The sequence below is a fragment of the Enterobacter sp. BNK-16 genome (assembly GCF_048684955.1).
In the GTDB taxonomy this organism is placed as follows: domain Bacteria; phylum Pseudomonadota; class Gammaproteobacteria; order Enterobacterales; family Enterobacteriaceae; genus Enterobacter; species Enterobacter bugandensis.
This window is the reverse complement of the sequence record NZ_JBLQTQ010000001.1, coordinates 4,619,923-4,642,810: the sequence shown is the minus strand read 5'-3', so window position 1 is coordinate 4,642,810 and position 22,888 is coordinate 4,619,923. Positions and strand designations below refer to the sequence as shown.

The 22,888-nt window shown below is 57.1% G+C and carries 20 protein-coding genes; 8 read left to right on the top strand and 12 right to left on the bottom strand.

The features are described 5' to 3' along the window. The first annotated feature begins 12 nt into the window (after positions 1-12). Entirely contained in the window at positions 13-903 is an 891-nt protein-coding gene (locus tag ACMGGH_RS22280) for a LysR family transcriptional regulator (RefSeq protein WP_045631007.1), read from the top strand. Here the strand turns inward: ACMGGH_RS22280 and ACMGGH_RS22275 are convergent. Continuing rightward, positions 900-1,070, bottom strand: coding sequence for a YfgG family protein (locus ACMGGH_RS22275; RefSeq protein WP_023337595.1), 171 nt, complete (start codon positions 1,068-1,070; stop codon positions 900-902). The two genes, ACMGGH_RS22280 and ACMGGH_RS22275, sit on opposite strands and share 4 nt — an antisense overlap. 369 nt (positions 1,071-1,439) lie before the next feature. Here ACMGGH_RS22275 and ACMGGH_RS22270 point away from each other — a divergent pair, with 369 nt between their 5' ends. Further along, on the top strand, positions 1,440-3,680 hold the full coding sequence (locus ACMGGH_RS22270; protein WP_420299205.1) for an EAL domain-containing protein: 2,241 nt from the start codon (positions 1,440-1,442) through the stop codon (positions 3,678-3,680). 4 nt (positions 3,681-3,684) lie between these two features. On the opposite strand, the gene ppx is transcribed toward ACMGGH_RS22270, so the two are convergent. From ppx to purM, 4 genes are all read right to left on the bottom strand, one after another. Further along, positions 3,685-5,223 carry an exopolyphosphatase gene (gene ppx / locus ACMGGH_RS22265; protein WP_028014034.1) on the bottom strand — a complete coding sequence of 513 codons (1,539 nt, stop codon included), beginning with the start codon at positions 5,221-5,223 and terminating at the stop codon, positions 3,685-3,687. A gap of 3 nt (positions 5,224-5,226) precedes the next feature. Beyond that, complete coding sequence (ppk1, locus tag ACMGGH_RS22260) at positions 5,227-7,287, bottom strand: polyphosphate kinase 1 (RefSeq protein WP_420299204.1); 2,061 nt, start codon at positions 7,285-7,287, stop codon at positions 5,227-5,229. Between the two features lie 183 nt (positions 7,288-7,470). Further along, positions 7,471-8,112 carry a phosphoribosylglycinamide formyltransferase gene (gene purN / locus ACMGGH_RS22255; protein ID WP_028014032.1) on the bottom strand — a complete coding sequence of 214 codons (642 nt, stop codon included), beginning with the start codon at positions 8,110-8,112 and terminating at the stop codon, positions 7,471-7,473. Continuing rightward, positions 8,109-9,146, bottom strand: coding sequence for a phosphoribosylformylglycinamidine cyclo-ligase (gene purM, locus ACMGGH_RS22250; RefSeq protein WP_008501643.1), 1,038 nt, complete (start codon positions 9,144-9,146; stop codon positions 8,109-8,111). The genes purN and purM overlap by 4 nt, the downstream gene beginning before the upstream one ends. Positions 9,147-9,412: 266 nt before the next feature. On the opposite strand from purM, the gene ACMGGH_RS22245 reads away from it, so the two are divergent. The 4 genes from ACMGGH_RS22245 to ACMGGH_RS22230 all read left to right on the top strand — a co-directional run bounded on the left by ACMGGH_RS22245 (position 9,413) and on the right by ACMGGH_RS22230 (position 13,857). Continuing rightward, positions 9,413-10,843: a 6-phospho-beta-glucosidase gene (locus ACMGGH_RS22245; RefSeq protein WP_028014031.1), complete on the top strand. Its 1,431-nt coding sequence runs from the start codon at positions 9,413-9,415 to the stop codon at positions 10,841-10,843. A gap of 217 nt (positions 10,844-11,060) precedes the next feature. Then, on the top strand, positions 11,061-11,687 hold the full coding sequence (gene upp, locus ACMGGH_RS22240) for a uracil phosphoribosyltransferase (protein WP_008501641.1): 627 nt from the start codon (positions 11,061-11,063) through the stop codon (positions 11,685-11,687). Between the two features lie 82 nt (positions 11,688-11,769). Beyond that, positions 11,770-13,059, top strand: a complete 1,290-nt coding sequence (uraA, locus tag ACMGGH_RS22235) for a uracil permease (RefSeq protein ID WP_017692944.1) — start codon at positions 11,770-11,772, stop codon at positions 13,057-13,059. A 96-nt stretch (positions 13,060-13,155) separates the two neighbouring features. Further along, positions 13,156-13,857 carry a DnaA inactivator Hda gene (locus ACMGGH_RS22230; RefSeq protein ID WP_211438414.1) on the top strand — a complete coding sequence of 234 codons (702 nt, stop codon included), beginning with the start codon at positions 13,156-13,158 and terminating at the stop codon, positions 13,855-13,857. A gap of 86 nt (positions 13,858-13,943) precedes the next feature. Here ACMGGH_RS22230 and ACMGGH_RS22225 read toward each other — a convergent pair whose 3' ends face one another. Genes ACMGGH_RS22225 through celB form a run of 3 tightly spaced genes read right to left on the bottom strand, consistent with a single transcriptional unit; the run spans position 13,944 to position 17,641 of the window. Further along, a complete protein-coding gene (locus ACMGGH_RS22225; RefSeq protein WP_232948952.1) occupies positions 13,944-15,362 on the bottom strand; it encodes a leucyl aminopeptidase family protein in 1,419 nt (472 codons plus the stop codon). After that, entirely contained in the window at positions 15,362-16,318 is a 957-nt protein-coding gene (locus ACMGGH_RS22220; protein WP_232948916.1) for a N(4)-(beta-N-acetylglucosaminyl)-L-asparaginase, read from the bottom strand. The genes ACMGGH_RS22225 and ACMGGH_RS22220 overlap by 1 nt, the downstream gene beginning before the upstream one ends. Before the next feature lie 3 nt (positions 16,319-16,321). Next, positions 16,322-17,641, bottom strand: coding sequence for a PTS cellobiose transporter subunit IIC (celB, locus tag ACMGGH_RS22215; protein WP_232948915.1), 1,320 nt, complete (start codon positions 17,639-17,641; stop codon positions 16,322-16,324). A gap of 147 nt (positions 17,642-17,788) precedes the next feature. Here celB and ACMGGH_RS22210 point away from each other — a divergent pair, with 147 nt between their 5' ends. After that, complete coding sequence (locus ACMGGH_RS22210; RefSeq protein WP_136343622.1) at positions 17,789-18,613, top strand: XRE family transcriptional regulator; 825 nt, start codon at positions 17,789-17,791, stop codon at positions 18,611-18,613. On the opposite strand, the gene arsC is transcribed toward ACMGGH_RS22210, so the two are convergent. Together arsC and bepA are read right to left on the bottom strand one after the other, a co-directional pair. Further along, positions 18,610-18,966, bottom strand: a complete 357-nt coding sequence (arsC, locus tag ACMGGH_RS22205; protein WP_047368071.1) for an arsenate reductase (glutaredoxin) — start codon at positions 18,964-18,966, stop codon at positions 18,610-18,612. The two genes, ACMGGH_RS22210 and arsC, sit on opposite strands and share 4 nt — an antisense overlap. 13 nt (positions 18,967-18,979) lie before the next feature. Beyond that, positions 18,980-20,443, bottom strand: a complete 1,464-nt coding sequence (gene bepA / locus ACMGGH_RS22200) for a beta-barrel assembly-enhancing protease (protein WP_232948914.1) — start codon at positions 20,441-20,443, stop codon at positions 18,980-18,982. A 221-nt stretch (positions 20,444-20,664) separates the two neighbouring features. On the opposite strand from bepA, the gene ACMGGH_RS22195 reads away from it, so the two are divergent. After that, entirely contained in the window at positions 20,665-21,729 is a 1,065-nt protein-coding gene (locus ACMGGH_RS22195) for an AI-2E family transporter (protein ID WP_028014023.1), read from the top strand. 95 nt (positions 21,730-21,824) lie between these two features. On the opposite strand, the gene bcp is transcribed toward ACMGGH_RS22195, so the two are convergent. Next, entirely contained in the window at positions 21,825-22,295 is a 471-nt protein-coding gene (gene bcp, locus ACMGGH_RS22190; protein WP_232948913.1) for a thioredoxin-dependent thiol peroxidase, read from the bottom strand. Beyond that, complete coding sequence (locus tag ACMGGH_RS22185) at positions 22,295-22,864, bottom strand: glycine cleavage system transcriptional repressor (RefSeq protein WP_028014022.1); 570 nt, start codon at positions 22,862-22,864, stop codon at positions 22,295-22,297. Before ACMGGH_RS22185 ends, bcp begins: the two co-directional genes overlap by 1 nt. Positions 22,865-22,888: the final 24 nt, after the last annotated feature.

Below are 22,888 nucleotides of genomic sequence, written 5' to 3'. Positions count from 1 at the left end.
GAGAAACTTTGAATGACGACGCTTAACCTTGGCTATCTCGCGACGTTCCGTCTGGTGATCCAGCGCGGCAGCTTTTCGGCGGCGGCGGATCTGCTGGGCATTTCCCAGCCCGCCGTTAGTCTGCAAATACGTCAGCTGGAGCAGTTTCTGCAAACGCGGCTGGTGGAGCGTACCGGGCGGGGCATTAAGGCCACGGCGGCAGGAGAGTCACTGCTGGTTCACGGAGAGCGCATTCAGCAGGTTGTGGACGAAACCCTGCGGTCCGTGAGCGCGTTCAGCCACGATGTCAGCGGGACCATTACTCTTGGTACGGGGGCGACGGCCTGTATCCATCTTCTGCCGCCCCTGCTGGAGCAGCTGCGCCGCGACTATCCGCTCCTGCGGGTGGGCGTAACAACGGGCAACACCCTCGACATCGTCAGGGCCATCGAAGAGAACCGTCTTGATATGGGGCTGGTGACGCTGCCGGTCAGCGGCAGAGCGCTGGACGTTATGCCGGTGATGGACGAGGAGTTTGTTTTTATCGCATCGCGGGAACAGCAGGATGCTTTCAGGGAGTTAACCCCGGAGGCGCTCCATGCTCAGCCGCTGATCGCCTTTGAGTCTGGCAGCGGTACCCGGGCGCTCATTGATGGCTGGTTTGCGGCCAATGGGTTAGCGATCGCGCCGGTGATGCAGCTTGGCAGCATTGAGGCGATTAAGCGTATGGTTCGGGTGGGGCTCGGCTACAGTATCGTTCCGCGAATGGCGGTTGAGCATGACGCTGACCGTGAAGGGCTCTGCGTCATGTCGCTCACGCCCGTGCTGCAGCGCCAGCTCGCCATCGTGATGCGGCAGGACAAGATCCTCAGCAAAGGGATCGCGGGGATAATTCGGCTGGTACAAAACCCATCGCAGGGCTAGCGGTCAGCGGCGTCGACGTTCAGGCTGGACTGCTGCGACTGGATTTTGTCCTGATGGTGATACCAGGCGCCGATGGAAGAGTAAACGAAGCGGCCAAAGAAAAACAGAAAGCTGATGAGCAGTATAATGCGGGTCATCCGGGTGTTAAAACGGTGTCGTTTGCGCATACGCGTGGCCTGACTCACTCTTCTTTTTCCTGGGCATGCCCTTCTGGGCGACGGGGATATTAAGGCACAGCGGAAAGAGAGGGTCAATTCCGTCATGTGTAAATAACCGTCAACGTTTACATTAATTATTGTTATTGAAATTAATATTTGCATTTACCATATTGATAATATGAAGAAAATTATTTCAAAAAAAGCGGTGCAAAGCTTATTTGCGTAAAATAGTTTGATTTATGTCAACGGATTTCCGGCCCTGATATTTAAAATCCCTCCTCCATACCGTTCGCCCCGCACGTCGCCGGGCTGCGCCAGGTCAGGTTGGATGCCTGTCATTATTTTCCTTCTGGAGAAAAAGGGTTTAACCGGGCATCTATGAACATTTTTGCTTTCCTGAAAAAGAATCAACACCGCTGGTGGGTATTGCCGCTTATTTTACCGGTGGTTTTACTTCCCGTACTGAGCGTGGCGAATACGTTCACGCACCTGGGCGACGGGATAGCGGCACTTTATTATTTACCGCTCTCGTTTTTGCTTTCGCTGATGATGTTTTTTGGTCTGGAAGCCCTTCCCGGGATCGTGTTGTCGCTGTTTATCCGTTATTACCCGTCGGTCGGGATGTTTGAAACCGTCGCCGGCGTGCTTCATTTTATTGTCCCTATAGTGCTTAGCTGGGGCGGCTACCGGGTGTTTGCGCCCAGACGCAATATGACGGCGTACGGCGACGTACGGCTGATGGCGCAGCGCATCTTCTGGCAGGCCTTCTGCCCCGCGACGCTGTTTCTGCTGTTGTTCCAGTTTGCGGTGTATCTGGGCGTGTACGAGAGTCGCCAGAGCCTGGCAGGGCTTAACCCCCTCAACATTCGCACGCTGATCAACTATCAGGCCTTGCTGGTAAGCGGTCTGACGGGCGTGCCGTTAAGTTATCTGCTGATCCGCCTGATTCGTCATCCGCGCTATCTCAAAAGCCTCATCTCGCAGATCCGTACCCAGATAGACAAAAAGGTGACGCGCGCTGAGTTTCTGATTTGGGCCATTGCGCTTGCCGGGCTGCTTTCGCTCCTGCTGCTGCCGATGAATGAAAACAGTTCGATTTTCACCACTAACTACACCCTGTCGCTGCTGATGCCGGTGATGCTCTGGGGGGCGATGCGCTTTGGCTATAAGCTGATTTCGCTTATCTGGATCCCGATACTGCTGGTGTCTATTCACTATTTTTACCGCTATATCCCCGTGAACCAGGGGTACGACATTCAGCTGGCAATCACCTCTTCCAGCTATCTGGTCTTCTCGTTTGTGGTGATTTACATGTCGATGCTGGCGACCCGGCAGCGGGCGGTGAACAAACGCTCCCGCAGGCTGGCGCTGCTCGACCCGGTTCTGCATATGCCTAACCTGCGGGCGCTTTCGCGAGATCTGGCAAAAAACCCGTGGTCGGCGCTCTGTTTACTCCGCGTTCCGGAGCTTGAAATTCTGGGCCGTAACTATGGCGTGTTACTGCGCATTCAGTACAAACAGCAGCTGGCGCAATGGGTTAACGGCACGCTCCAGCCCAATGAGCAGGTCTATCACCTGACGGGCTGTGACATGGCGGTTCGCCTAAATGCCGAATCGCACCAGCAGCGGATTGAAACCCTGGACGAGCACATCAAGCAGTTCCGCTTTGTCTGGGACGGCATGCCGCTGCAGCCGCAGGTGGGGGTGAGCTACTGCTATGTGCGTTCGCCGGTTAACCACCTCTATCTGGTGCTGGGTGAGCTGGGGGTGGTGGCCGATCTGTCGCTCTCCTCTAACCATCCGGAAAATCTTCAGCAGCGCGGCGCCGTCCATCTGCAGCGCAGCCTGAAGGATAAAGTCGTGGTGATGAGTCGCCTGCAGCGTGCGCTGGATAACAACGCATTCACGCTGCTCGTTCAGCCCGTACGCGGCCTGCGTGGCGATAGGTATCATGAGATCTTGCTGCGGATGACTGATGCAAACGGGCTGTTGATCTCCCCTGAACAATTCCTGCCGATAGCCCAGGAGTTTGGCCTCTCTTCGCGGGTGGATTTGTGGGTGCTGGAGCATACGCTGCGCTTCCTCGCCGCGCATCGCGAACGGCTGCCCGGCCAGCGCTTTGCCATTAATCTGGCCCCTTCAACGGTGTGTCGGGTGCAGTTCCCGCTTGAGGTGAGTCGCCTGCTGGCGAAATATGCCATAGAGCCGTGGCAGCTGATCTTTGAAGTGACGGAGTGCAGCACCTTCTGCAACGCGGAGCAGGGGCTCCATATTCTGCGGCAGCTGCAGAAAATGGGGGTACGCATTGCGATCGATGATTTTGGTACCGGCTATGCGAGCTATGCGCGGCTGAAAAGCGTGGATGCGGACATTCTCAAAATCGACGGCGATTTCATCCGCAATATCGTCAACAACAGTCTGGATTACCAGATTGTGGCCTCTATCTGTCATCTGGCGCGCATGAAGAAGATGCTGGTGGTGGCGGAATATGTCGAGACCGAAGAGATACGTAGCGCGGTGCACGCGCTAGGCATTGATTATGTGCAGGGCTATCTGATTGGCAGACCGGCACCGCTTGAGTCACTGCTGGAAGCAGAGGCGTCCACGGCGGACGCCTGAGCCGTTACGCGGCGACGTCGGCGCTATCTTCCTCGATTTTGAGCATCCAGCCGGTGACCGCTTCCCAGTACTGCTGCTCTTTTTCCAGGTCCAGCAGGACCAGCGCGTTCTGGCTGAACCAGTCGTGCGGGAAGCTCAGCGTCCAGTGGTGATCGTCGGTTTTCAGCTTCAGCGTCGGCGGTGTGGTGGTGGCCTGACGCTGATTGTTCAGCAGCACGCCCAGGCGCAGTAGCTGAATAAGCGGCAGGAACTGCTTTTTCTTAAACAGCGTGAAGCGCGGCAGATCGTCGAGCTTGATGGCTTTACGGTGATAGCGCACCAGGGTTGCCATCATGGTTTGCTGCTCCTGGTTGAAGCCGGGCAGATCGCTGTTTTGCAGAATATACGCTGAATGGCGGTGCATCCCGCTGTGGTTGATGTTCAGCCCCACCTCGTGCAGCATCGCGGCCCATTTCAGCAGCGCGGCAAGCTGCGGGTGCGCTAGCTTGGGGTTCTGCTCCTGCCACTGCTCGTACATCTGCACCGTGGTTTCCAGGACGCGCTTCGCCTGCTCGCGGTCGATGTTGTACTGGTTGGCCAGGCTCTGCGCGGTGCGGCTGCGAATGTCCTGATGGCGGAAGCGGCCCTCCATCTCATACAGCACCCCCTCACGCAGCGCGCCGTCGGAAAGGCGCAGCTCTTTAATCGCCAGGGCGTCAAACACGCCGCAGAGAATAGCCAGGCCCGGCACGAAGACTGCCTTACGCTCGTCGGAAAGCCCCGGCAGGCTTAGGGCGTCAAAACTTTTATGCTTCAGCACCTCTTCGGTCAGCAGGGTCAGGCGTTCAGGCGTGATAAAACCGTCTTTTTCACCCATCGCCAGCAGCACTTCATGCGCCGCCTTGATGGTGCCCGACGCGCCCAGCGCCACGTTCCAGCCCTGAATGCGGTACTGCCAGGCCAGATTCTCCAGCTTCTGGATCGCAGCCATTTTCGCCCGCTGGAAGTTTTCACGGGTAATGGTGCCGCCGGGGAAGTACATCTGCGCGAAGCTGACGCAGCCCATGCGACGGCTCTCCACCAGGCGCGGCTCAAAGTCTTCGCCGATCACCAGCTCCGTAGAACCACCGCCGATGTCGATCACCAGCTTGCGCCCTTTTTCCGGCTGGGTATGTTCAACGCCCATGAAAATCAGACGCGCCTCCTCGTTACCGGAGATGATCTCAATCGGGTAGGGGATCACTTTTTCGGCCCGCTTGAGGAACTCCGGCGCGTTCAGCGCCTGGCGCAGCGTGTGGGTGCCCACGATGCAAACGCTGGAGGGCGAGAAGCCCTGCAGGCGTTCGGCAAACAGCGACAGGCAGTTTAAACCACGCTCCATCGCCTCTTCGCTGAGCATGCTGCGCTCATCAAGCCCATCCGCCAGGTGTACGCGCTGCTTCAGACGACCGATGATCTGCAGCGCGCCATCCACCTCACGGGCGATGACCATGTGAAAACTGTTAGAGCCAAGATCGACCGCGGCGTATTCCTGCGGGCGTGGGGTCTTATCATTTATCGGCATAGGTTAATCGGGGTGCTCGAGTGATTTGATATAGTCGTAAATCGCCAGCTGTGACCGCACTTTACGGCGGTTGCCGCGCGGTACGTAGCGGTTACTGAGTTCTTTGTCGATATAGCGCGCCTTCACCGTATCGCTGAACAGGATCTCGATAATGTCGAGGATACGCTGTTTCAGACGCGGATCCAGCAGCGGCGTCGCGACTTCAATTCGATAGTCAATATTGCGCGTCATCCAGTCTGCCGAAGAGAGATAGACCTGTTTATCGCCCGCATTATCGAAAATATAGACCCGATCGTGCTCAAGGTAGCGGTCAACGATGCTGATAACGCGAATATTGTCGCTGATGCCTTCCAGTTCCGGGATCAGCGAGCACATGCCGCGGATCAGCAGGTTAACCGGCACGCCGGAGCTGGACGCGGCGTACAGCCTGTCCACCAGGCCTTTGTCCACCAGGTTGTTGAGCTTCAGCGTGATGCCGGACGACAGCCCATTCTGGGCATTGGCAATCTCTTTATCGATCATATCGTACAGCAGACGGCGCGAGTTCTGCGGTGAGACCAGCAGATAGTCGAAGCTGACCGGGCGGTACGGGTTTTCGATGAAGTTAAACACCCGGCGCACTTCGTTGGTAATGCGGGCGTCAGCGGTTAAGAGCGAGTAGTCGGTATAAATCCGCGCGGTTTTTTCGTTAAAGTTCCCGGTGCCGATGTGGGCATAGCGCACCACGTCATCACCCTCTTTACGCGAGATCAGGAACAGTTTGGCGTGAATTTTCAGACCCGGCGCGGAGAAGATCACGTGCACGCCCGCTTCCGTCAGGCGGCGCGCCCAGTGAATGTTCGCCTCTTCGTCGAAGCGCGCCTGCAGCTCAACCACCACGGTGACTTTTTTGCCGTTGTGTGCCGCGTGGATCATCGCGTCGATGATGCGGGAATCTTTTGCCACGCGGTAAATGTTGATTTTGATCGCCAGCACGTTCGGGTCGAACGAGGCCTGACGCAGCAGCTCCAGCACGTGTTCAAAGGTGTGGTACGGGTAGTAGAGCAGCACGTCGCGCTCGCGGATGGCGTCGAATCCGTTGCGGAACTTATCGAACCAGATATGACGCAGGCGCGGCAGCGGTTTGTTCACCAGATTGGCTTTGCCAACGTTCGGGAAGCCAATGAAGTCTTTAAAGTTGTGGTAACGGCCACCCGGCACGATGGAGTCATAGCGCGAAATGGTCAGCTTCTCGCGCAGCATTTCCACCATGGCGTCCGGCATATCGCGCTGATAGACAAAGCGCACCGGCTCGGCCGTCAGGCGCTGTTTCAGGCTGGAGGACATCAGCTCCATCAGGCTGGCTTCCATCTCGTGCACCAGGTCATATTCGGCGTCACGGGTCATCTTCATCGAGTAGGCGTTTAACGCATCGTAATCGAAGAAGCCTTTGAAAATGTCGTCCAGGCAGTAGCGCAGGATGTTATCCAGCAGGATCATCGGCTTGCGTCTGCGCGGGGTTTCCGGCGGCAGGTTCACGAAGCGCGGCACCTTGTCGGACGGGATCTCCAGCAGGGCATAACGGATGGATTCACCGCGAATAATTTCCACCGCCAGGTAGGTGTAGTCATCCTTCAGGAATTGCACCAGATCGGTTTCGCGGTTGATGAGAATCGGGGTAATGTGCTGGCGCAGGTACTGTTTAAAGTAGTGGCGCAGCCAGTTTTGTTGGTTAACGGAAAGCTGACGTTCATTAATCAGGAAGATTTGATTGCGCGCCATCTCCAGCAGCAGTTCGTTATACAGGCCGTCAAATTCCTGATCGGCTTTCAGCACGCGGGACTGGATTTTGCCCAGCAGATGCCGCGAGTGCGAGTTTAAGCCCTGTTCTTCGCTGATGATGATGCGTCTTTTCAGCTCGGCAAAGCGAACCTTGTAGAACTCATCCAGGTTGTTGGAATAAATGCCTAAAAAACGCATGCGTTCGATCAGCGGGTTACTTTTGTCTGCCGCTTCCTGGAGTACACGTTCGTTAAATGCTAACCAGCTTAGCTCTTTCTCGATATATAACTTTTCCTGACCCATTACAGCTCACACTCCAGTTCAATCACAGGACGTGGTAAATCCGTCTCGTCCTTATTATGGCGAGCATTTCCACGATATGTCCAACAGTGCCAGAAAAGTATGACAGTTATTTTTTTTGTTGGGGAATTTAGCGGGTTGGGGGAGGGAATATCGGGTAAGCGAAGCGCCACCCGACATAGCAAACTACTCTTCGGCCGCATAACCCTGCGGGGGCAACTTCACGCCGTCCAGCCAGGCTGCGCCGTCGCGCATCTCCAGACGCCCGTCGACAAACCAGCTTACCACCAGCGGGTAAATGGCGTGCTCCTGCGTCTGCACGCGTTCGGTCACGTCGTCTTCGTTGTCGCCGTCAAAGACCGGGACTTTCGCCTGCAGGATCACCGGGCCACCGTCCAGCTCGTCGGTCACGAAATGGACGGAGGTACCGTGCTCCTCGTCACCGTTTTCCAGCACCTGACGATGGGTATGCAGGCCGGGATATTTTGGCAACAGGGAAGGGTGAATATTCAGCAGTCGACCGGCGTAGTGTTCGACGAAGGCCGGGCTCAGAATACGCATATAGCCCGCCAGCACTACGAGGTCGGGCGCGTAGGCGTCAATCTCCTGCACCAGCTCGCGGTCAAAGGCTTCACGTCCGGCGAACTGGCTGGCTTCCAGCGCGTGAGCGGGAATGTTCGCTTCCCGTGCGCGCTCAAGGCCGAACGCGTCGGCCTTGTTGCTGAAAACTGCCCGAATGGTGCCATTGATTTTCTTCTGTTTGCAGGCGTCTATGATGGCCTGCAAATTGCTTCCGTTGCCGGAAATGAGCACCACGATGTTTTTCATTCAATGACCACACGCTGTTCGGAATCGGAGGCTTTAATCGTACCGATTTTCCACGCGTTTTCACCTTTCTCGGTCAGCAGCTTAACCGCTTTATCCGCTTCGCTTGCCGGCAGGGCGATAACCATGCCCACGCCGCAGTTAAAGGTACGGTACATTTCGTGAGAGCTCACGTTGCCTGCAGTCTGCAGCCAGTTAAAGACGGCTGGCCACTGCCATGAGGATTCGTCGATCACCGCCTGGGTGTTGTCCGGCAGCACGCGCGGGATATTTTCCCAGAAGCCGCCGCCGGTCAGGTGGGCAATGGCGTGCACGTCGACGTTCTCGATAAGCTCCAGCACGTTTTTCACGTAGATGCGGGTTGGGGCCAGCAGGTGGTCGGCCAGCGGTTTACCGTCCAGCTCGGTGGTCAGCGGATCGCAGCCGCTTACTTCGAGGATTTTACGCACCAGAGAGTAGCCGTTAGAGTGCGGGCCGCTGGAGGCCAGCGCGATCAGCACATCGCCATCGGCCACTTTGCTGCCGTCGATAATTTCTGATTTTTCTACTACGCCGACGCAGAAGCCCGCGACGTCATAATCTTCGCCGTGGTACATGCCCGGCATTTCAGCGGTTTCACCGCCCACCAGCGCACAGCCGGACTGCAGACAGCCTTCGGCGATACCGTTAATGACGCTGGCTGCGGTATCCACATCCAGTTTGCCGGTCGCGTAGTAATCGAGGAAGAACAGCGGCTCTGCGCCCTGAACCACCAGGTCGTTCACACACATCGCAACCAGATCGATACCGATCGTGTCGTGACGTTTTAAATCCATCGCCAGGCGCAGCTTGGTGCCTACGCCGTCAGTACCCGAGACCAGAACAGGTTCACGATATTTTTGCGGCAGCGCGCACAGTGCGCCGAATCCACCCAGACCACCCATCACTTCCGGGCGGCGGGTTTTCTTCACCACACCTTTGATTCGGTCAACCAGCGCATTACCTGCGTCAATATCAACACCGGCATCTTTGTAGCTGAGAGAAGTTTTGTTGGTCACGGCTTAAATCCCCACGCGATTGCATAGCTAGTAAGAAAAATCGGCGCAATTCTAACAGTCCAGGCAAACGTTTGCGAGCCTATTCTGGACGTGGGGATCTTTTTTTCTGTATAGCCCGTAAATGCAGCCAAACTTGACTCCGTTCACGAAAATGAAACCGGTTTCGGCGATCTGCTTGCAACGAATATCCCCTTTGCACATCATCGAACTGAAACCGGTTTCTGTAATTGTTTTTGCAGAAAATAACGCAGAATGAGGGAAAGCGAATGTCAGGATTCAAAGCAGATTTTCTGTGGGGTGGGGCCGTTGCGGCGCACCAGCTTGAGGGCGGCTGGAAAGAGGGCGGTAAGGGCGTAAGCGTTGCCGACGTCATGACCGCGGGCGCCCACGGCGTGCCGCGTGAAATCACCAACGGCGTGCTGGAGGGGAAAAACTACCCTAACCATGAGGCTATCGATTTCTACCACCGTTATAAAGAAGACATCAAACTCTTTGCCGAGATGGGGTTCAAATGCTTCCGTACCTCCATCGCCTGGACGCGTATCTTCCCGAAAGGCGACGAGCTGGAGCCGAACGAGGCGGGCCTCAAATTCTATGACGATCTGTTCGACGAATGCCTGAAGTACGGCATTGAACCGGTTATTACGCTTTCCCACTTCGAGATGCCGTTCCACCTGGTGACGGAATACGGCGGCTGGCGCAACCGTAAGCTGATCGACTTCTTTGTCCGCTTCGCGAAGGTCGTTTTTGAGCGCTACCAGCATAAAGTGAAGTACTGGATGACCTTTAACGAGATCAACAACCAGGCCAACTTCCACGAAGACTTTGCGCCATTTACCAACTCCGGGCTGAAGTACGCGCCGGGTGAAGACCGCGAGCCGGTGATGTTCCAGGCGGCGCACTACGAACTGGTGGCCAGCGCCCTGGCGGTGAAGGCGGGCCGCGAGATTAACCCGTCGCTGCAGATCGGCTGCATGATTGCCATGTGCCCTATCTACCCGCTGACCTGTGCGCCGGACGACATGATGATGGCGATGAACGCCATGCACCGTCGCTACTGGTTTACCGACGTTCACGTGCGCGGCAAATATCCGCAGCATCTGCTCAACTACTTCGAACGTCGCGGCTTCGCGCTGGATATTACCGAAGAAGATAAGGCGGCGCTCACGCAGGGCTGCGTGGATTACATCGGGTTCAGCTACTACATGTCTTTCGCCACCAAAGCGACGGCAGATAACCCGGCGCTGGACTACGACGAGAGCAAGAGCCTGGTCTCCAACCCGTACGTGCAGAAATCCGACTGGGGCTGGCAGATTGATCCGGTCGGGCTGCGCTACTCCCTGAACTGGTTCTGGGATCACTATCAGCTGCCGCTGTTTATCGTTGAGAACGGCTTTGGCGCGATCGACGTGCAGGAGAGCGACGGCACGGTGAACGACCAGTACCGCATCGATTACCTTTCTGCGCACATCCGCGAGATGAAAAAAGCAGTGGTGGAGGATGGCGTGGATCTGATGGGCTATACCCCGTGGGGCTGTATCGACCTGGTGTCTGCCGGAACGGGCGAAATGAAAAAACGCTACGGCTTTATCTTTGTCGATAAAGATAACGAAGGTAACGGCACCCTGAACCGCAGCAAGAAGAAATCGTTCGACTGGTATAAGCAGGTGATTGCGAGCAACGGCGATAACCTCTAATTGTCGGGTGGCGCTAACGCTTACCCGACCTACAATACACGTAGGCCCGCGTAAGCGCAGCGCCACCGGGCAAGACCCCGCACCCAAGCCGGAGCCCAGCCTCCGGTTTTTTTGTTTTTGATTGATATACGTCAAGCAAGTTGGGTATGGCGCAATCCGAAAAAAGCGGTATAATCCCGCGATTTTTTTGCGGATGCCACCTCAGAGGAGAAAGAGAATGAAGATTGTGGAAGTGAAACACCCACTCGTTAAACACAAGTTGGGCCTGATGCGTGAGCATGACATCAGCACGAAGCGTTTTCGCGAACTGGCTTCTGAAGTGGGCAGCCTGCTGACCTACGAAGCAACCTCCGATCTGGAAACGGAAAAAGTGACCATCGAAGGCTGGAACGGCCCGGTGCAGGTTGAGCAGATCAAAGGTAAGAAAATTACCGTAGTGCCTATCCTGCGTGCCGGTCTTGGCATGATGGAAGGCGTGCTGGAGCACGTACCGAGCGCGCGCATCAGCGTGGTCGGTATCTACCGTAACGAAGAGACGCTGGAGCCGGTACCTTACTTCCAGAAGCTGGTCTCTAACATCGACGAGCGCATGGCGCTGGTGGTTGACCCAATGCTGGCGACCGGCGGTTCAATGATCGCCACCATCGATCTGCTGAAAAAAGCGGGCTGCAGCAGCATCAAGGTGCTGGTGCTGGTTGCTGCTCCGGAAGGGATCGCGGCGCTGGAAAAAGCGCACCCGGACGTTGAGCTGTACACCGCCTCTATCGACCAGGGGCTGAACGAGCACGGGTACATCATCCCAGGGCTTGGCGATGCCGGCGATAAGATCTTTGGTACGAAATAATCGAATAACGATAAATAAGCCGACTTTGATAGTCGGCTTTTTTTTGAATAAAAACCAACAATACTACACAGAGGAAAACGCTATGACGCGCCGTGCTATCGGGGTGAGTGAAAGACCGCCGCTTTTACAGACTATCCCGCTTAGTTTGCAGCACCTGTTCGCCATGTTTGGCGCAACCGTGCTGGTGCCAATCCTGTTTCACATTAACCCGGCTACCGTGCTGCTGTTCAACGGCATCGGGACGCTGCTGTACCTCTTTATCTGTAAAGGCAAAATCCCGGCGTATCTGGGGTCGAGCTTTGCTTTTATCTCGCCGGTGCTGTTGCTGCTGCCCCTGGGTTATGAGGTCGCGCTGGGCGGCTTTATCATGTGTGGCGTGCTGTTCTGCCTGGTTTCCTTCATTGTGAAGAAAGCCGGTACCGGCTGGCTGGACGTGATGTTCCCGCCTGCGGCGATGGGCGCCATCGTTGCCGTTATCGGCCTGGAGCTGGCGGGCGTGGCGGCGAATATGGCCGGCCTGCTGCCTGCGGACGGCCAGTCACCGGACTCCAAAACCATTATCATCTCGCTGGTGACGCTGGGCGTGACGGTATTTGGCTCCGTGCTGTTCCGCGGTTTTATGGCGATTATCCCGATCCTGATTGGCGTGCTGGCGGGCTACGCGCTCTCCTTCGTCATGGGCGTTGTGGATACCACCCCGATTGCCGAGGCGCACTGGTTCGCGCTGCCAACCTTCTACACCCCACGCTTTGAATGGTTCGCCATTTTCACCATTCTGCCTGCCGCGCTGGTGGTAATTGCGGAGCACGTTGGCCACCTGGTGGTGACGGCGAACATCGTGAAGCGCGACCTGATCCGCGACCCGGGTCTGCACCGCTCCATGTTTGCCAACGGTTTCTCCACCATCATCTCCGGTTTCTTCGGTTCCACGCCAAACACCACCTACGGTGAAAACATCGGCGTAATGGCGATTACCCGCGTCTACAGTACCTGGGTTATCGGCGGCGCGGCGATCATCGCCATTCTGCTCTCCTGCGTGGGCAAGCTGGCGGCAGCGATCCAGATTATCCCGGTCCCGGTAATGGGCGGCGTTTCCCTGCTGCTGTACGGGGTGATCGGTGCCTCCGGTATTCGCGTGCTGATTGAATCCAAAGTGGATTACAGCAAGGCGCAAAACCTGATCCTGACCTCGGTTATCCTGATCATCGGCGTGAGCGGCGCGAAGGTGCACATCGGTGCGGCCGAGCTGAAGGGCATGGCGCTGGCGACCATCGTGGGCGTGGGCCTGAGCCTGATTTTCAAGCTGATCTCGGTGATCCGCCCGGAAGAGGTGGTGCTGGACGCTGACGAAAGCGAAAAAGCCCCACACTGATCCATTAACTGGGCGAAGGATCGCCCGGTTCTCTCCTGGCGGGTTCCGTGTTAAACTCATCGCCGATTTTATGTAAGATCTCTGGTTGAGGTATTTCTGAACGGACCGGCACAGCTCTCTCTGCCACTCTATCTCCCTGACGACGAAACTTTTGCGAGTTTCTGGCCGGGTGATAACCCCTCTTTACTGGCTGCACTGCAAAACGTGCTGCGTCAGGATCACAGCGGATACATCTATATCTGGTCACGCGAAGGCGCGGGGCGCAGTCACCTGCTGCATGCGGCCTGTGCCGAGCTTTCGGCGCGCGGCGATGCGGTCGGCTATGTGCCGCTGGATAAACGTACCTGGTTTGTGCCTGAAGTGCTTGAGGGCATGGAACATCTCTCGCTGGTCTGCATCGATAATATCGAATGCGTGGCGGGGGACGAGCCGTGGGAAATGGCGATCTTTAACCTCTACAACCGCATTCTGGAGTCGGGCAAAACCCGGCTGCTGATCACCGGCGATCGTCCGCCGCGCCAGCTTAATCTTGGGCTGCCGGATCTGGCGTCTCGTCTGGACTGGGGACAAATCTACAAGCTCCAGCCGCTATCAGATGAAGATAAGCTGCAGGCGTTACAGCTGCGAGCAAAGCAGCGCGGCTTTGAGCTGCCGGAAGACGTGGGCCGTTTCCTGCTCAAGCGTCTGGACCGTGAGATGCGTACCCTGTTTGATACACTCGATCAGCTCGATCGCGCCTCCATTACCGCCCAGCGCAAGCTGACCATTCCGTTTGTGAAAGATATTCTTAAGCTTTGAGTTTTTTGCCCGGTGGCGGCTACGCCTTACCGGGCCTACGAAAACCGCTCCCCTTGTAGGCCGGGTAAGGCGCAGCCGTCACCCGGCTAAAGATCCCCCACCAAGTGCTCCACCAGCAGCGGAATCGGCCTTCCTGACGCCACGCTCCTGCCGTTCTCGCGCCACAGCGCCGTGCCACTGATGTCCAGATGCGCCCACGGGATCGTCTGCGGGCAAAAATGGTGAAGCAGCCACGCCGCTGAGGCGCTGATTGCCGCGTTGTTTGTCGGGGTGTTGCACAGATCGGCAATCGCGCTGTCGGTCTGCTTTTTCAGCCGCGCATCCAGCGGCAGGGACCACACCTCGTCACCGCTCCGTTTTCCCGCCTGCGTCAACGCGGCGCGCAGCGGTTCATCCTGCGTCATCAGCCCGCTCAGCTCATACCCCAGCGCTTTCACCACCGCACCGGTTAAGGTCGCCATATCAATGATATAGCGCGCCTGCGGATGGCGCTGGCTGGCCCAGGCGATGGCATCCGCCAGCACCAGTCGGCCTTCGGCGTCGGTGTTGTTGATTTCAACCGTCATGCCGTTGCAGGCCGTTGCTACCGAGCCGGGCTGCATGGCGTCCGGTCCGATGGCGTTTTCCGCCAGCGCCAGCACGCCCATGATGCGTACGGGCAGCGCCAGCTCTGCTACGGTCAGCATCAGCCCCAGCACGTTGGCCGCACCGCACATGTCGTATTTCATGGTGTACATGCCTGCGCCTTCCTTCAGCCACAGGCCGCCGGTATCGAAGGTGATGCCTTTACCTACGTAGCAGCGCACCGGGCCGTCAGAAACGCCGTCGTAATGAATAGCCAGCAGACGTGGCGGGCAGGTCGCCCCTTTGCCGACGGCGTTCAGCAGCCCAAGACCCTGCTCAACAATAGCCTTTTCGTTCAGCACCTCGCAGCGCAGGGCAGGGTAGGCGGCACACAGTTTTTGCGCCTCTTCGACCATAAACTGCGGCGTACAGCGATCGGACGGTATATCCGCTAGGCGACGCGCTGCGACCATGCCGTGAGCGATGGCCTGCTGCTGGCGGAAAATTGTTTCCAGCTTTGCCTGCTGCTCCGGCAGGCAGAGGGCGGTGATGTGCTTAATACGAACGCACTCACTGGTTTTTTTCAGCTGTAAATCGCTCAGCCTGTGCGCCTGATTAAAGAGAAAACGCAGCACCTGCGCCAGCACCACCTCGTCGATATCCGTCACGTCCAGCACGATATCTGCGCTGACGGGAGAGGCAATCAGCGGTCGCAGGGCGGCAAGCAGGCCTTCAGTGAGCGCGTCATGCCAGAGCGCATCCGGCAGCAGGGTGATGCGCGCAAAGGGCGCGCAGCCAAAGCGGGTGTCCGCGATGCCGTCAGAGTCACGCATTTCCGCAACAAGCGCGGTTTGCGGCAACTGCGCGCAGGAGACGCGGGCGATTAAATGGCTTCGTGGCTTCGCGTCAGAAAGCGCGGTGATAAACTGATACGAGATCATCATGACTCCTCAATCGGTGCGCGGATCCGCGCGGCGTAGGCCTGCATCCACTCTTCGTCCACGGCGTGATAGTGCGTTTTCTCCCGCTGGCGCTCGGTACGAAAAACGGTGAGGGGCTGACGGGCCGTCGCCACCACAAACGAGAAGGTTTTGATGTTAGTGGCGGCGCCAAATTCGCCCCTGTTGTTCATGCACACCACGGAGAGATCGCCCACGCGACCGAAGCGCGACATCAGCTTGTCTTCAAGCTCGAACACCACGGAGTCTGCCGCCTGCTGCGGCGTCATACCCTGCGCCATGCGACGAACGATTTCGTAGCTCGTGCAGCCTTTCATCAGATCTTCACCGACGCCCGTAGCGGTGGCCGCGCCGGTTTCGCTGTCGCAGTAAAAGCCGGAGCCGATAATCGGCGAATCCCCAATGCGGCCGCGTTTTTTCATAAACAGGCCGCTGGTGGAGGTGGCAACGCTCATCGACCCCTGCTTATCGAGGCCGATAATGCCGACGGTGTCGTGTCCGTCGTACGGGCTTAAGCCCTTATCCAGCGTCTCGCGGCAGCGTTTGCGGTAGTGCTGCATAGCCCGTTCGGTGAGCATGCTTTTGTCGGCAAAGCCCTGACTCAGCGCCCATTCACGCGCGCCCTGGCCGACCAGCAGGCTGTTGTAGCGCTGGCGGCTGAGCGCGTGCGCCACGCGCACCGGGTTGGCGATATTCACCAGGTTCCCCACGGCACCGAACGCCAGCGTGTCGCCGTCCATGAATGCCGCGTCCAGCTCGACTTCGCCGTTTTCGGTCGGCAGCCCGCCGTAGCCGACGGATTTATAAAACGGAAAGTCTTCGACGGCGGCGACGGCATCAACCACCGCCGTAGCGACCGGTTTTCCCGCCGCCAGGGCAGACGCAGATTCCGTTACCCCTTCAAGCGCCATTCGCCAGGTTGCGATAATTCCCCACATGCTTTACTCCTGTTTTGCAAGGGTGGTGTCGGTTTGCGTAACGGTGGCAATTTCCGCCGCGCGGTACTGTTTGTCCACGATACGCATGAAAGGCAGGTACAGCATGGCGCCAATCAGCAGGTTGATTAGCTGCATCACGCTGCCGCTCAGGTGTCCGGTGACGATAAAACCGCTGATCACCGGCGGCAGCGTCCAGGGGATAAACACCCCGGTGGTGACGGCGACCGCGCCAACCTTCATCGCCGCATACTGCACGGTGACCAGCACCAGCGGCACCAGGTTGAACGGAATAAGCATGATCGGGTTCATGATCACCGGCAGGCCAAACAGAATCGGCTCGTTGATGTTAAACACCGACGCCCCGGCGCCGAGGCGCGCCACTTCGCGCATGTTTTTACTGCGGGCGAAAATCAGCATCGCAATTACCAGCGACAGCGTGGCACCCGCGCCGCCCATCCAGATCATGTCAAAAAACTGTTCCGTGATAATGTGCGGCGGCGTCGTCCCCGCCTGGATCGCAGCGATGTTGTCGGTCTGGTTCTCCATCCACAGCGGACGAATGATGCCGTTAATCATCGAGCCGGAGTTAATGCCCACTGACCAGAGAATGGTGATGCTGAAGACGGTCATCAGCGCACCTAAATAGGAGGTGCCGTAGTGGCGCACCGGGGTAGCAACCACTTCATAAATAAACTGGTGGATGGTGTTGTAGTGAGTGTTTTCGAAGACGATGCGGATACCCAGCACCAGAATCATCACCAGCAGGGCGGGGATCAGCGCCGCGAACGACTCCTGCACCGCAGGAGGCACGCCATCCGGCATTTTAATGACCAGATTTTTGCGCTTCAGCCAGCAGAACAGCTCCGTCCAGAGCAGCGAGCCGATCATCGCCACGAACAATCCTTTGCTGCCAATCCACTCCACCGGCATCACGGTAATACCGCCGTTTTCCGCCACCTTAATAAACGGCGTCAGGATCAGAAACGCGACCAGCGCCAGAATGCCGCAGGAGATGCGGTCCTCGCCGTAGTGTTCCGCCAGGCGGAAGGCGACCAGGAAGCTGATGAACAGCGACATGGTGGAGAACACCGCGTTGAATGGAATTTCAATAATCGCGCTCCAGCTCTCACCAAAGGCCTGAGACATAAACTGCTGATAGGCCTGGTTAGGGAAGGAGGAGATAACCAGCAGAATGGAGCCGACGATAATAAAAGGCATGAATGACACGTAGGCACCGCGAATGGCCCCGAGATGACGCTGCTGGGCCGTTTTCGCCGCCAGGGGCATCAGTTTTGCTTCAAGAAATCCCAGAACATTGTTCATTGTGAACTCCGTACAAGATTGAGGGGTGTTGTTTATGTTATGTCTGTGGATTATCAGTGAAGCGCGGCGAGCGAAAGGTGAAACCGGTCACAAAGCAATCGCCTGTGTTATATAAATCTCATATGATTAGTTAACGGAATTGTTGCGATGGAAATTAAACTTCACGCCAATGCGACCACCACGCCGCGCATCCGCCGCTATCTGCAACAGTCAGATAAAAGCGACAGAGAGCTTGCCGTTGAGCTGGGGATCTCGGTCACGACCGTCAGGCGCTGGCGCAACCGCGACCAGGTTTCGGATAACCACACCACGCCAAAAGTGATACACAAAGCGTTGAGACAGGAACAGGTGGCGCTGGTGAATGCGCTGCGCGACATCTCAGGGGCGCCGTTAGATGAACTGCTGCAGATGGTTAACGACGTGCTGGGGATCCGCGTTTCAAGGGCAACGCTGAATCGCTATCTCAAACCGGCCTCCGCGAAGCTAAAAGGGGGGCCGTTGCAGGGAATAAAAGCACTGAAGGCTGGCATGCGGCCGCATACGCTGATGCTCCATCATCTGCCTTTATCCCTGCACATGGACGATGGGGGTGAACAACACCTGCTCTGGGCGCGCGAACCGGTGAGCGGCTGGTGTTATGCCCGGCTCTATGCGGGACTGTCGCCCCAGTTGCTCAATACCTGGACGCGGGCGCTGCTTGATGACTGTCCGGCTGATATACAATCTATTGAGACTTTTGGTTTTGAGCTGACGGAGGCTGCAAAAGATGTGGCTGTAAAAACGCATCCCCAAAAACACAACGCGCTTCAGGTAGCGGTGCCATTAGGCGATGTTATTCCTCGCGTGAATGATGAACCGGCGGGAGAGGTGTTGATCGCGCTGTGCGAGTTTTATAACCGGGGCAAAACGCAGAAAAAGCTGGGAGAGAGTACGCCGCAGGCGTTTCTGGAAGCGCTGCGGCGTAGGGACTAGAGAATTTCGAGCACATCTTCCGGCGGACGGCCAATGCGCGCCTTGCCGTTCGCCACCACAATCGGGCGCTCAATCAGCTTTGGATTGTCGACCATCGCCTGTACCAGCTCAGCCTCGGTGAGGCGGTTGTCATCCAGATTAAGCGATTTATACAGATCCTCTTTCTGACGCATCAGTTCGCGCGCGCTGCCCATCCCCAGCATGTGCAGCAGCTCGCGGATCGTCTGCGCGTCCGGCGGCGTCTCCAGATACAGCACCACTTCCGGGTCGATGCCGTTAGATTTCAGCAGGCTGAGGGTGTCGCGGCTCTTGGAGCAGCGAGGGTTATGGTAAATTTGTACCGCGTCTGTCATGACTTCTCCTTTATTACATCTTCTCGTACGGCTTAAAGCGTTGTTGCAGGCCGCGCAGCTGGTCGATACGCGCGTCGTAGCGGGCCTGCTGCAGGCTGCCGAGCTTCACCTGCGAGCTGGCGCTGCTGAGCAGGGAAATAGCCTGATCGAGACGGCCCGCCAGCGCCAGCCCTTCAGCACGCGCCGCCAGTTCCTGATCGCGGTTACCCAGTTGCCCCTGTGCCTGAGCGAGCAGCTCCCAGCCGTTCTGGTCGTCTTTATTGTTAAACGTGTAGCGGTTCAGAATGGTTACGGCCTGCGCAGGCTGACCGCCCTGCAAGTAAGCGTTCGCCAGGTTAAGCTGCAGCACCGGGTTGGTCCGTATGTCTTTCGCCCCTTTCAGGCGGTTAATCGCGTCAGTGGCTTTCTTCTGCCCCAGATCGATATCCGTCGAGAGATCGAGATACCACGGATTGTTCGGGTCGGCTGCCAGCAGCGGCTGCAGCGCTTTACGCGCCTCGTCGTATTTACTGGCTTCCATCGCCTGTAGCGCCTGACCATACTGCGCGGCATTTTTTTCCCGCACGTTGCCTTTCACCAGGGTATCCAGCAGATCGCTGGTGAGCTGGTTACGTCCGGAGTTGTACATGCCGAGCGTTCTTACTTTCGCCATGTAGAAGTCCTGCGAAGACTGCACGACCACCGGGCGCATCTGGTTGGCACGGTTGCGTGCATCCGAGAGACGGCTTTCCGGCAGCGGGTGGGTGAGCAAAATTTCCGGCGGACGGGAAGAATACCGTGCCTGGTCGAGCAGTTTTTCCAGGAAGCTCGGCATGGCCTGCGGGTCAAAGCCGGAGCGCTGTAAAACCTGAATGCCGATGCGGTCAGCTTCCTGCTCGTTTTGCTGGGTGAAGCTGATCATCCCCTGACGCGTTCCTGCAAGCGTACCGGTCAGGGCCGCCATCCCGGCCTGCGGGCTGGCCATCGCCAGCAGAATAGAGCCCAGTGCGCCCACCCAGGTGAGCGGGGCGTTACGCTTCTGGTCTTCCATTGCACGCGCGAGGTGGCGCTGGGTAACGTGCGAAATTTCGTGCGCCATTACCGAAGCCAGCTGGCTTTCGTTGTCTGAGTAACGGAATAACGCCGAATGCAGCACCACGTTTCCGCCGAAGAAGGCGAAGGCGTTGATTTCGTCGTTATTAATCAAATAGAAGTGGAAGGGCGTTTTTACCGAGTCGGCGTGCGCCACCAGGCGCATCCCCAGCCCGTTAATGTACTGCACCAGCAAAGGGTCGTTGATCAGCGGGGCGCTACCGCGCAGCTGGCGCACATAGTAATCACCCATCTGCATCTCTTGCCCGATAGAGAGCGTGCTTCCTGCCGTGGTGCCCATGTCCGGCAATGAATCGGACGAGTCAGCGAAAGCGGGCAACACCTGACCGACCGTCACTGCGGCAATCAGTGTTGCAACCAGTGTTTTTCTCAACTGCCTGAACATAACCACTGTCCTGTATGTTGGAGGTGCTAATTTGACCGATGAACCGGCATATCGTTCATCTCTGCTGCCCTGCGAGTGTAGCCGTGTTACCGCATGAAGAAAATCCCATTCATCAGGCTTTTGCGGATTGTGACAGGGATACAAAAAGCGAAAGTCTTTTTTGTGACAGTTAGATACAATTCACCGTCTCACTCCCGCCAATCGATTCAGGGAAGGGTTGTATGCTCGAAATGTTAATGCAGTGGTATCGGCGTCGGTTCAGTGACCCGGAAGCCATTGCTTTGCTGGTTATTCTGGTTGCCGGGTTCGGTATTCTGTTCTTCTTCAGCGGCCTTCTCGCCCCTCTGCTGGTGGCGATTGTGCTCGCGTACCTGCTGGAGTGGCCAACGGCGCGCCTGGAACATATCGGCTGTTCGCGCCGCTGGGCAACGAGTATCGTGCTGGTGCTGTTTGTCGGCATTCTGCTGCTGATGGCATTTGTGGTGATGCCGGTTGCCTGGCAGCAGGGGATCTACCTGATCCGCGATATGCCCGGCATGTTGAACAAGCTGTCTGATTTCGCCGCCACGCTGCCGCGTCGTTACCCCGCGCTGATGGATGCGGGGATCATAGATGCGATGGCCGAAAACATGCGCGCCCGCATCATGACGATGGGCGATTCGGTGGTGAAATACTCTCTGGCCTCGCTGGTGGGGCTGCTGACGCTGGCCGTCTATCTTGTGCTCGTGCCGCTAATGGTGTTCTTCCTGGTCAAGGACAAAGAGCAGATGCTGAACGCGGTACGCCGCGTGCTGCCGCGCAATCGCGGGCTGGCCGGGCAGGTCTGGCAGGAGATGAACCAGCAGATCACCAACTACATTCGCGGCAAGGTGCTGGAGATGATAGTCGTGGGAGTCGCCACCTGGATTGGCTTCCTGATCTTCGGCCTGAACTACTCGCTGCTGCTGGCGGTGCTGGTCGGATTTTCGGTTCTGATCCCGTATATCGGCGCGTTTGTGGTAACCATTCCGGTGGTGGGCGTTGCGCTGTTCCAGTTTGGTCTGGGTACCGAGTTCTGGAGCTGCTTTGCGGTATACCTGATTATTCAGGGGCTGGACGGTAACCTGCTGGTGCCGGTGCTGTTCTCCGAGGCCGTGAACCTGCATCCGCTGGTGATTATCCTGTCGGTGGTGATTTTCGGCGGGCTGTGGGGATTCTGGGGCGTGTTCTTTGCCATTCCGCTGGCGACGCTGATTAAAGCGGTGGTGCACGCGTGGCCGGATGTGCCTGCGGTGGAAGAGAAGTAGTTTTTGTGCGGCCTGATGCTCTCACCCCGACCCTCTCCCTGTGGGAGAGGGGAAAACACTAAAAACGGCAACCTGGGTTGCCATTTTGCTGTTTATCAGGCGCTTTGTTTCAGCCAGTTCAACACCACGTCGTGGTGGTTGCTGGTTTTGAAGTCGTCAAACACATGTTCAACTTTACCGTCAGCGTCAATCAGGAAGCTGATGCGGTGAATGCCGTCGTAGGTTTTACCCATAAAGGTCTTTTCACCCCAGACGCCGAACTGCTCGCAGACCTGGTGGTCTTCGTCGGAAAGCAGCGTGAAGTTCAGCAACTCTTTTTCCGCAAATCGTGACAGCTTTTCTGGTTTATCCGTGCTGATTCCCAGCACTTCCACGCCGACTTTCTTCAACTCGTCCATGTTGTCGCGTAAGCCGCAGGCCTGTACGGTGCAGCCGGGGGTCATGGCTTTCGGGTAGAAATAGACCAGAACACGCTGTCCCTGGAAGTCGGTCAAATTTACTTGCTCACCGTCTTGATCCGGTAAGCTAAATTTCGGTGCGAAGTCACCGGCTTTCAGTGGATTCATTACTCAACTCCATCCTGTTCGTGCTGCGAATAATTGACGACGCTTATACTGCCCTGCGCGTTTAATTCTGTACAGAGGGCTTTGAACGCTTGCTCGATATTTGACGCATCCTGCGAGGCAGGGCTGTGTGCGGTAATTTGAATAAAGAGCGTAGGAACGGTGCTTTCGTCGCCCGGCTGCGTGCGAGAGACGAGTTCCGCAATGTTCATCTGATGGCTGTCGAACAGCGCGGTAAAGCGCTCAATCAGATGCGGAGAATCAGGGACTTCAACCTGCACCCAGACGGTCGCGGGCATGGCCGGACGCGGGCGCGCGGTGGTGCGCTTCATGACGATCAGCAAATCCAGCTCCGCGCCTTTCAGCGGCAGGGTGGATTCAATAAGGGTAATGGCATTCCATGTTCCGGACAGCAGCATGATAAACGTGAACTCTTCGCCGAGCATCGCCAGGCGGCTGTCTTCGATGTTACAGCCGCAGCTGCTCACGTGACGGGTGATGGTGTTCACGATACCCGGCCTGTCGGCACCCAGCGCGGTGATAACCAGGTAATGTTGTGATGAGGTTGTCAAACCTGTTCTTCCTTTGCATGGTTA

What these genes read in the sequence shown, in the direction of transcription:
- ACMGGH_RS22280 (WP_045631007.1), top strand. Translation starts at nt 13, where the DNA reads ATGACGACGCTTAACCTTGGCTATCTCGCGACGTTCCGTCTGGTGATC.
- ACMGGH_RS22275 (WP_023337595.1), bottom strand. Translation starts at nt 1,070, where the DNA reads ATGCGCAAACGACACCGTTTTAACACCCGGATGACCCGCATTATACTG.
- ACMGGH_RS22270 (WP_420299205.1), top strand. Translation starts at nt 1,440, where the DNA reads ATGAACATTTTTGCTTTCCTGAAAAAGAATCAACACCGCTGGTGGGTA.
- ppx (WP_028014034.1), bottom strand. Translation starts at nt 5,223, where the DNA reads ATGCCGATAAATGATAAGACCCCACGCCCGCAGGAATACGCCGCGGTC.
- ppk1 (WP_420299204.1), bottom strand. Translation starts at nt 7,287, where the DNA reads ATGGGTCAGGAAAAGTTATATATCGAGAAAGAGCTAAGCTGGTTAGCA.
- purN (WP_028014032.1), bottom strand. Translation starts at nt 8,112, where the DNA reads ATGAAAAACATCGTGGTGCTCATTTCCGGCAACGGAAGCAATTTGCAG.
- ACMGGH_RS22245 (WP_028014031.1), top strand. Translation starts at nt 9,413, where the DNA reads ATGTCAGGATTCAAAGCAGATTTTCTGTGGGGTGGGGCCGTTGCGGCG.
- upp (WP_008501641.1), top strand. Translation starts at nt 11,061, where the DNA reads ATGAAGATTGTGGAAGTGAAACACCCACTCGTTAAACACAAGTTGGGC.
- uraA (WP_017692944.1), top strand. Translation starts at nt 11,770, where the DNA reads ATGACGCGCCGTGCTATCGGGGTGAGTGAAAGACCGCCGCTTTTACAG.
- ACMGGH_RS22225 (WP_232948952.1), bottom strand. Translation starts at nt 15,362, where the DNA reads ATGATCTCGTATCAGTTTATCACCGCGCTTTCTGACGCGAAGCCACGA.
- ACMGGH_RS22220 (WP_232948916.1), bottom strand. Translation starts at nt 16,318, where the DNA reads ATGTGGGGAATTATCGCAACCTGGCGAATGGCGCTTGAAGGGGTAACG.
- celB (WP_232948915.1), bottom strand. Translation starts at nt 17,641, where the DNA reads ATGAACAATGTTCTGGGATTTCTTGAAGCAAAACTGATGCCCCTGGCG.
- ACMGGH_RS22210 (WP_136343622.1), top strand. Translation starts at nt 17,789, where the DNA reads ATGGAAATTAAACTTCACGCCAATGCGACCACCACGCCGCGCATCCGC.
- arsC (WP_047368071.1), bottom strand. Translation starts at nt 18,966, where the DNA reads ATGACAGACGCGGTACAAATTTACCATAACCCTCGCTGCTCCAAGAGC.
- bepA (WP_232948914.1), bottom strand. Translation starts at nt 20,443, where the DNA reads ATGTTCAGGCAGTTGAGAAAAACACTGGTTGCAACACTGATTGCCGCA.
- ACMGGH_RS22195 (WP_028014023.1), top strand. Translation starts at nt 20,665, where the DNA reads ATGCTCGAAATGTTAATGCAGTGGTATCGGCGTCGGTTCAGTGACCCG.
- bcp (WP_232948913.1), bottom strand. Translation starts at nt 22,295, where the DNA reads ATGAATCCACTGAAAGCCGGTGACTTCGCACCGAAATTTAGCTTACCG.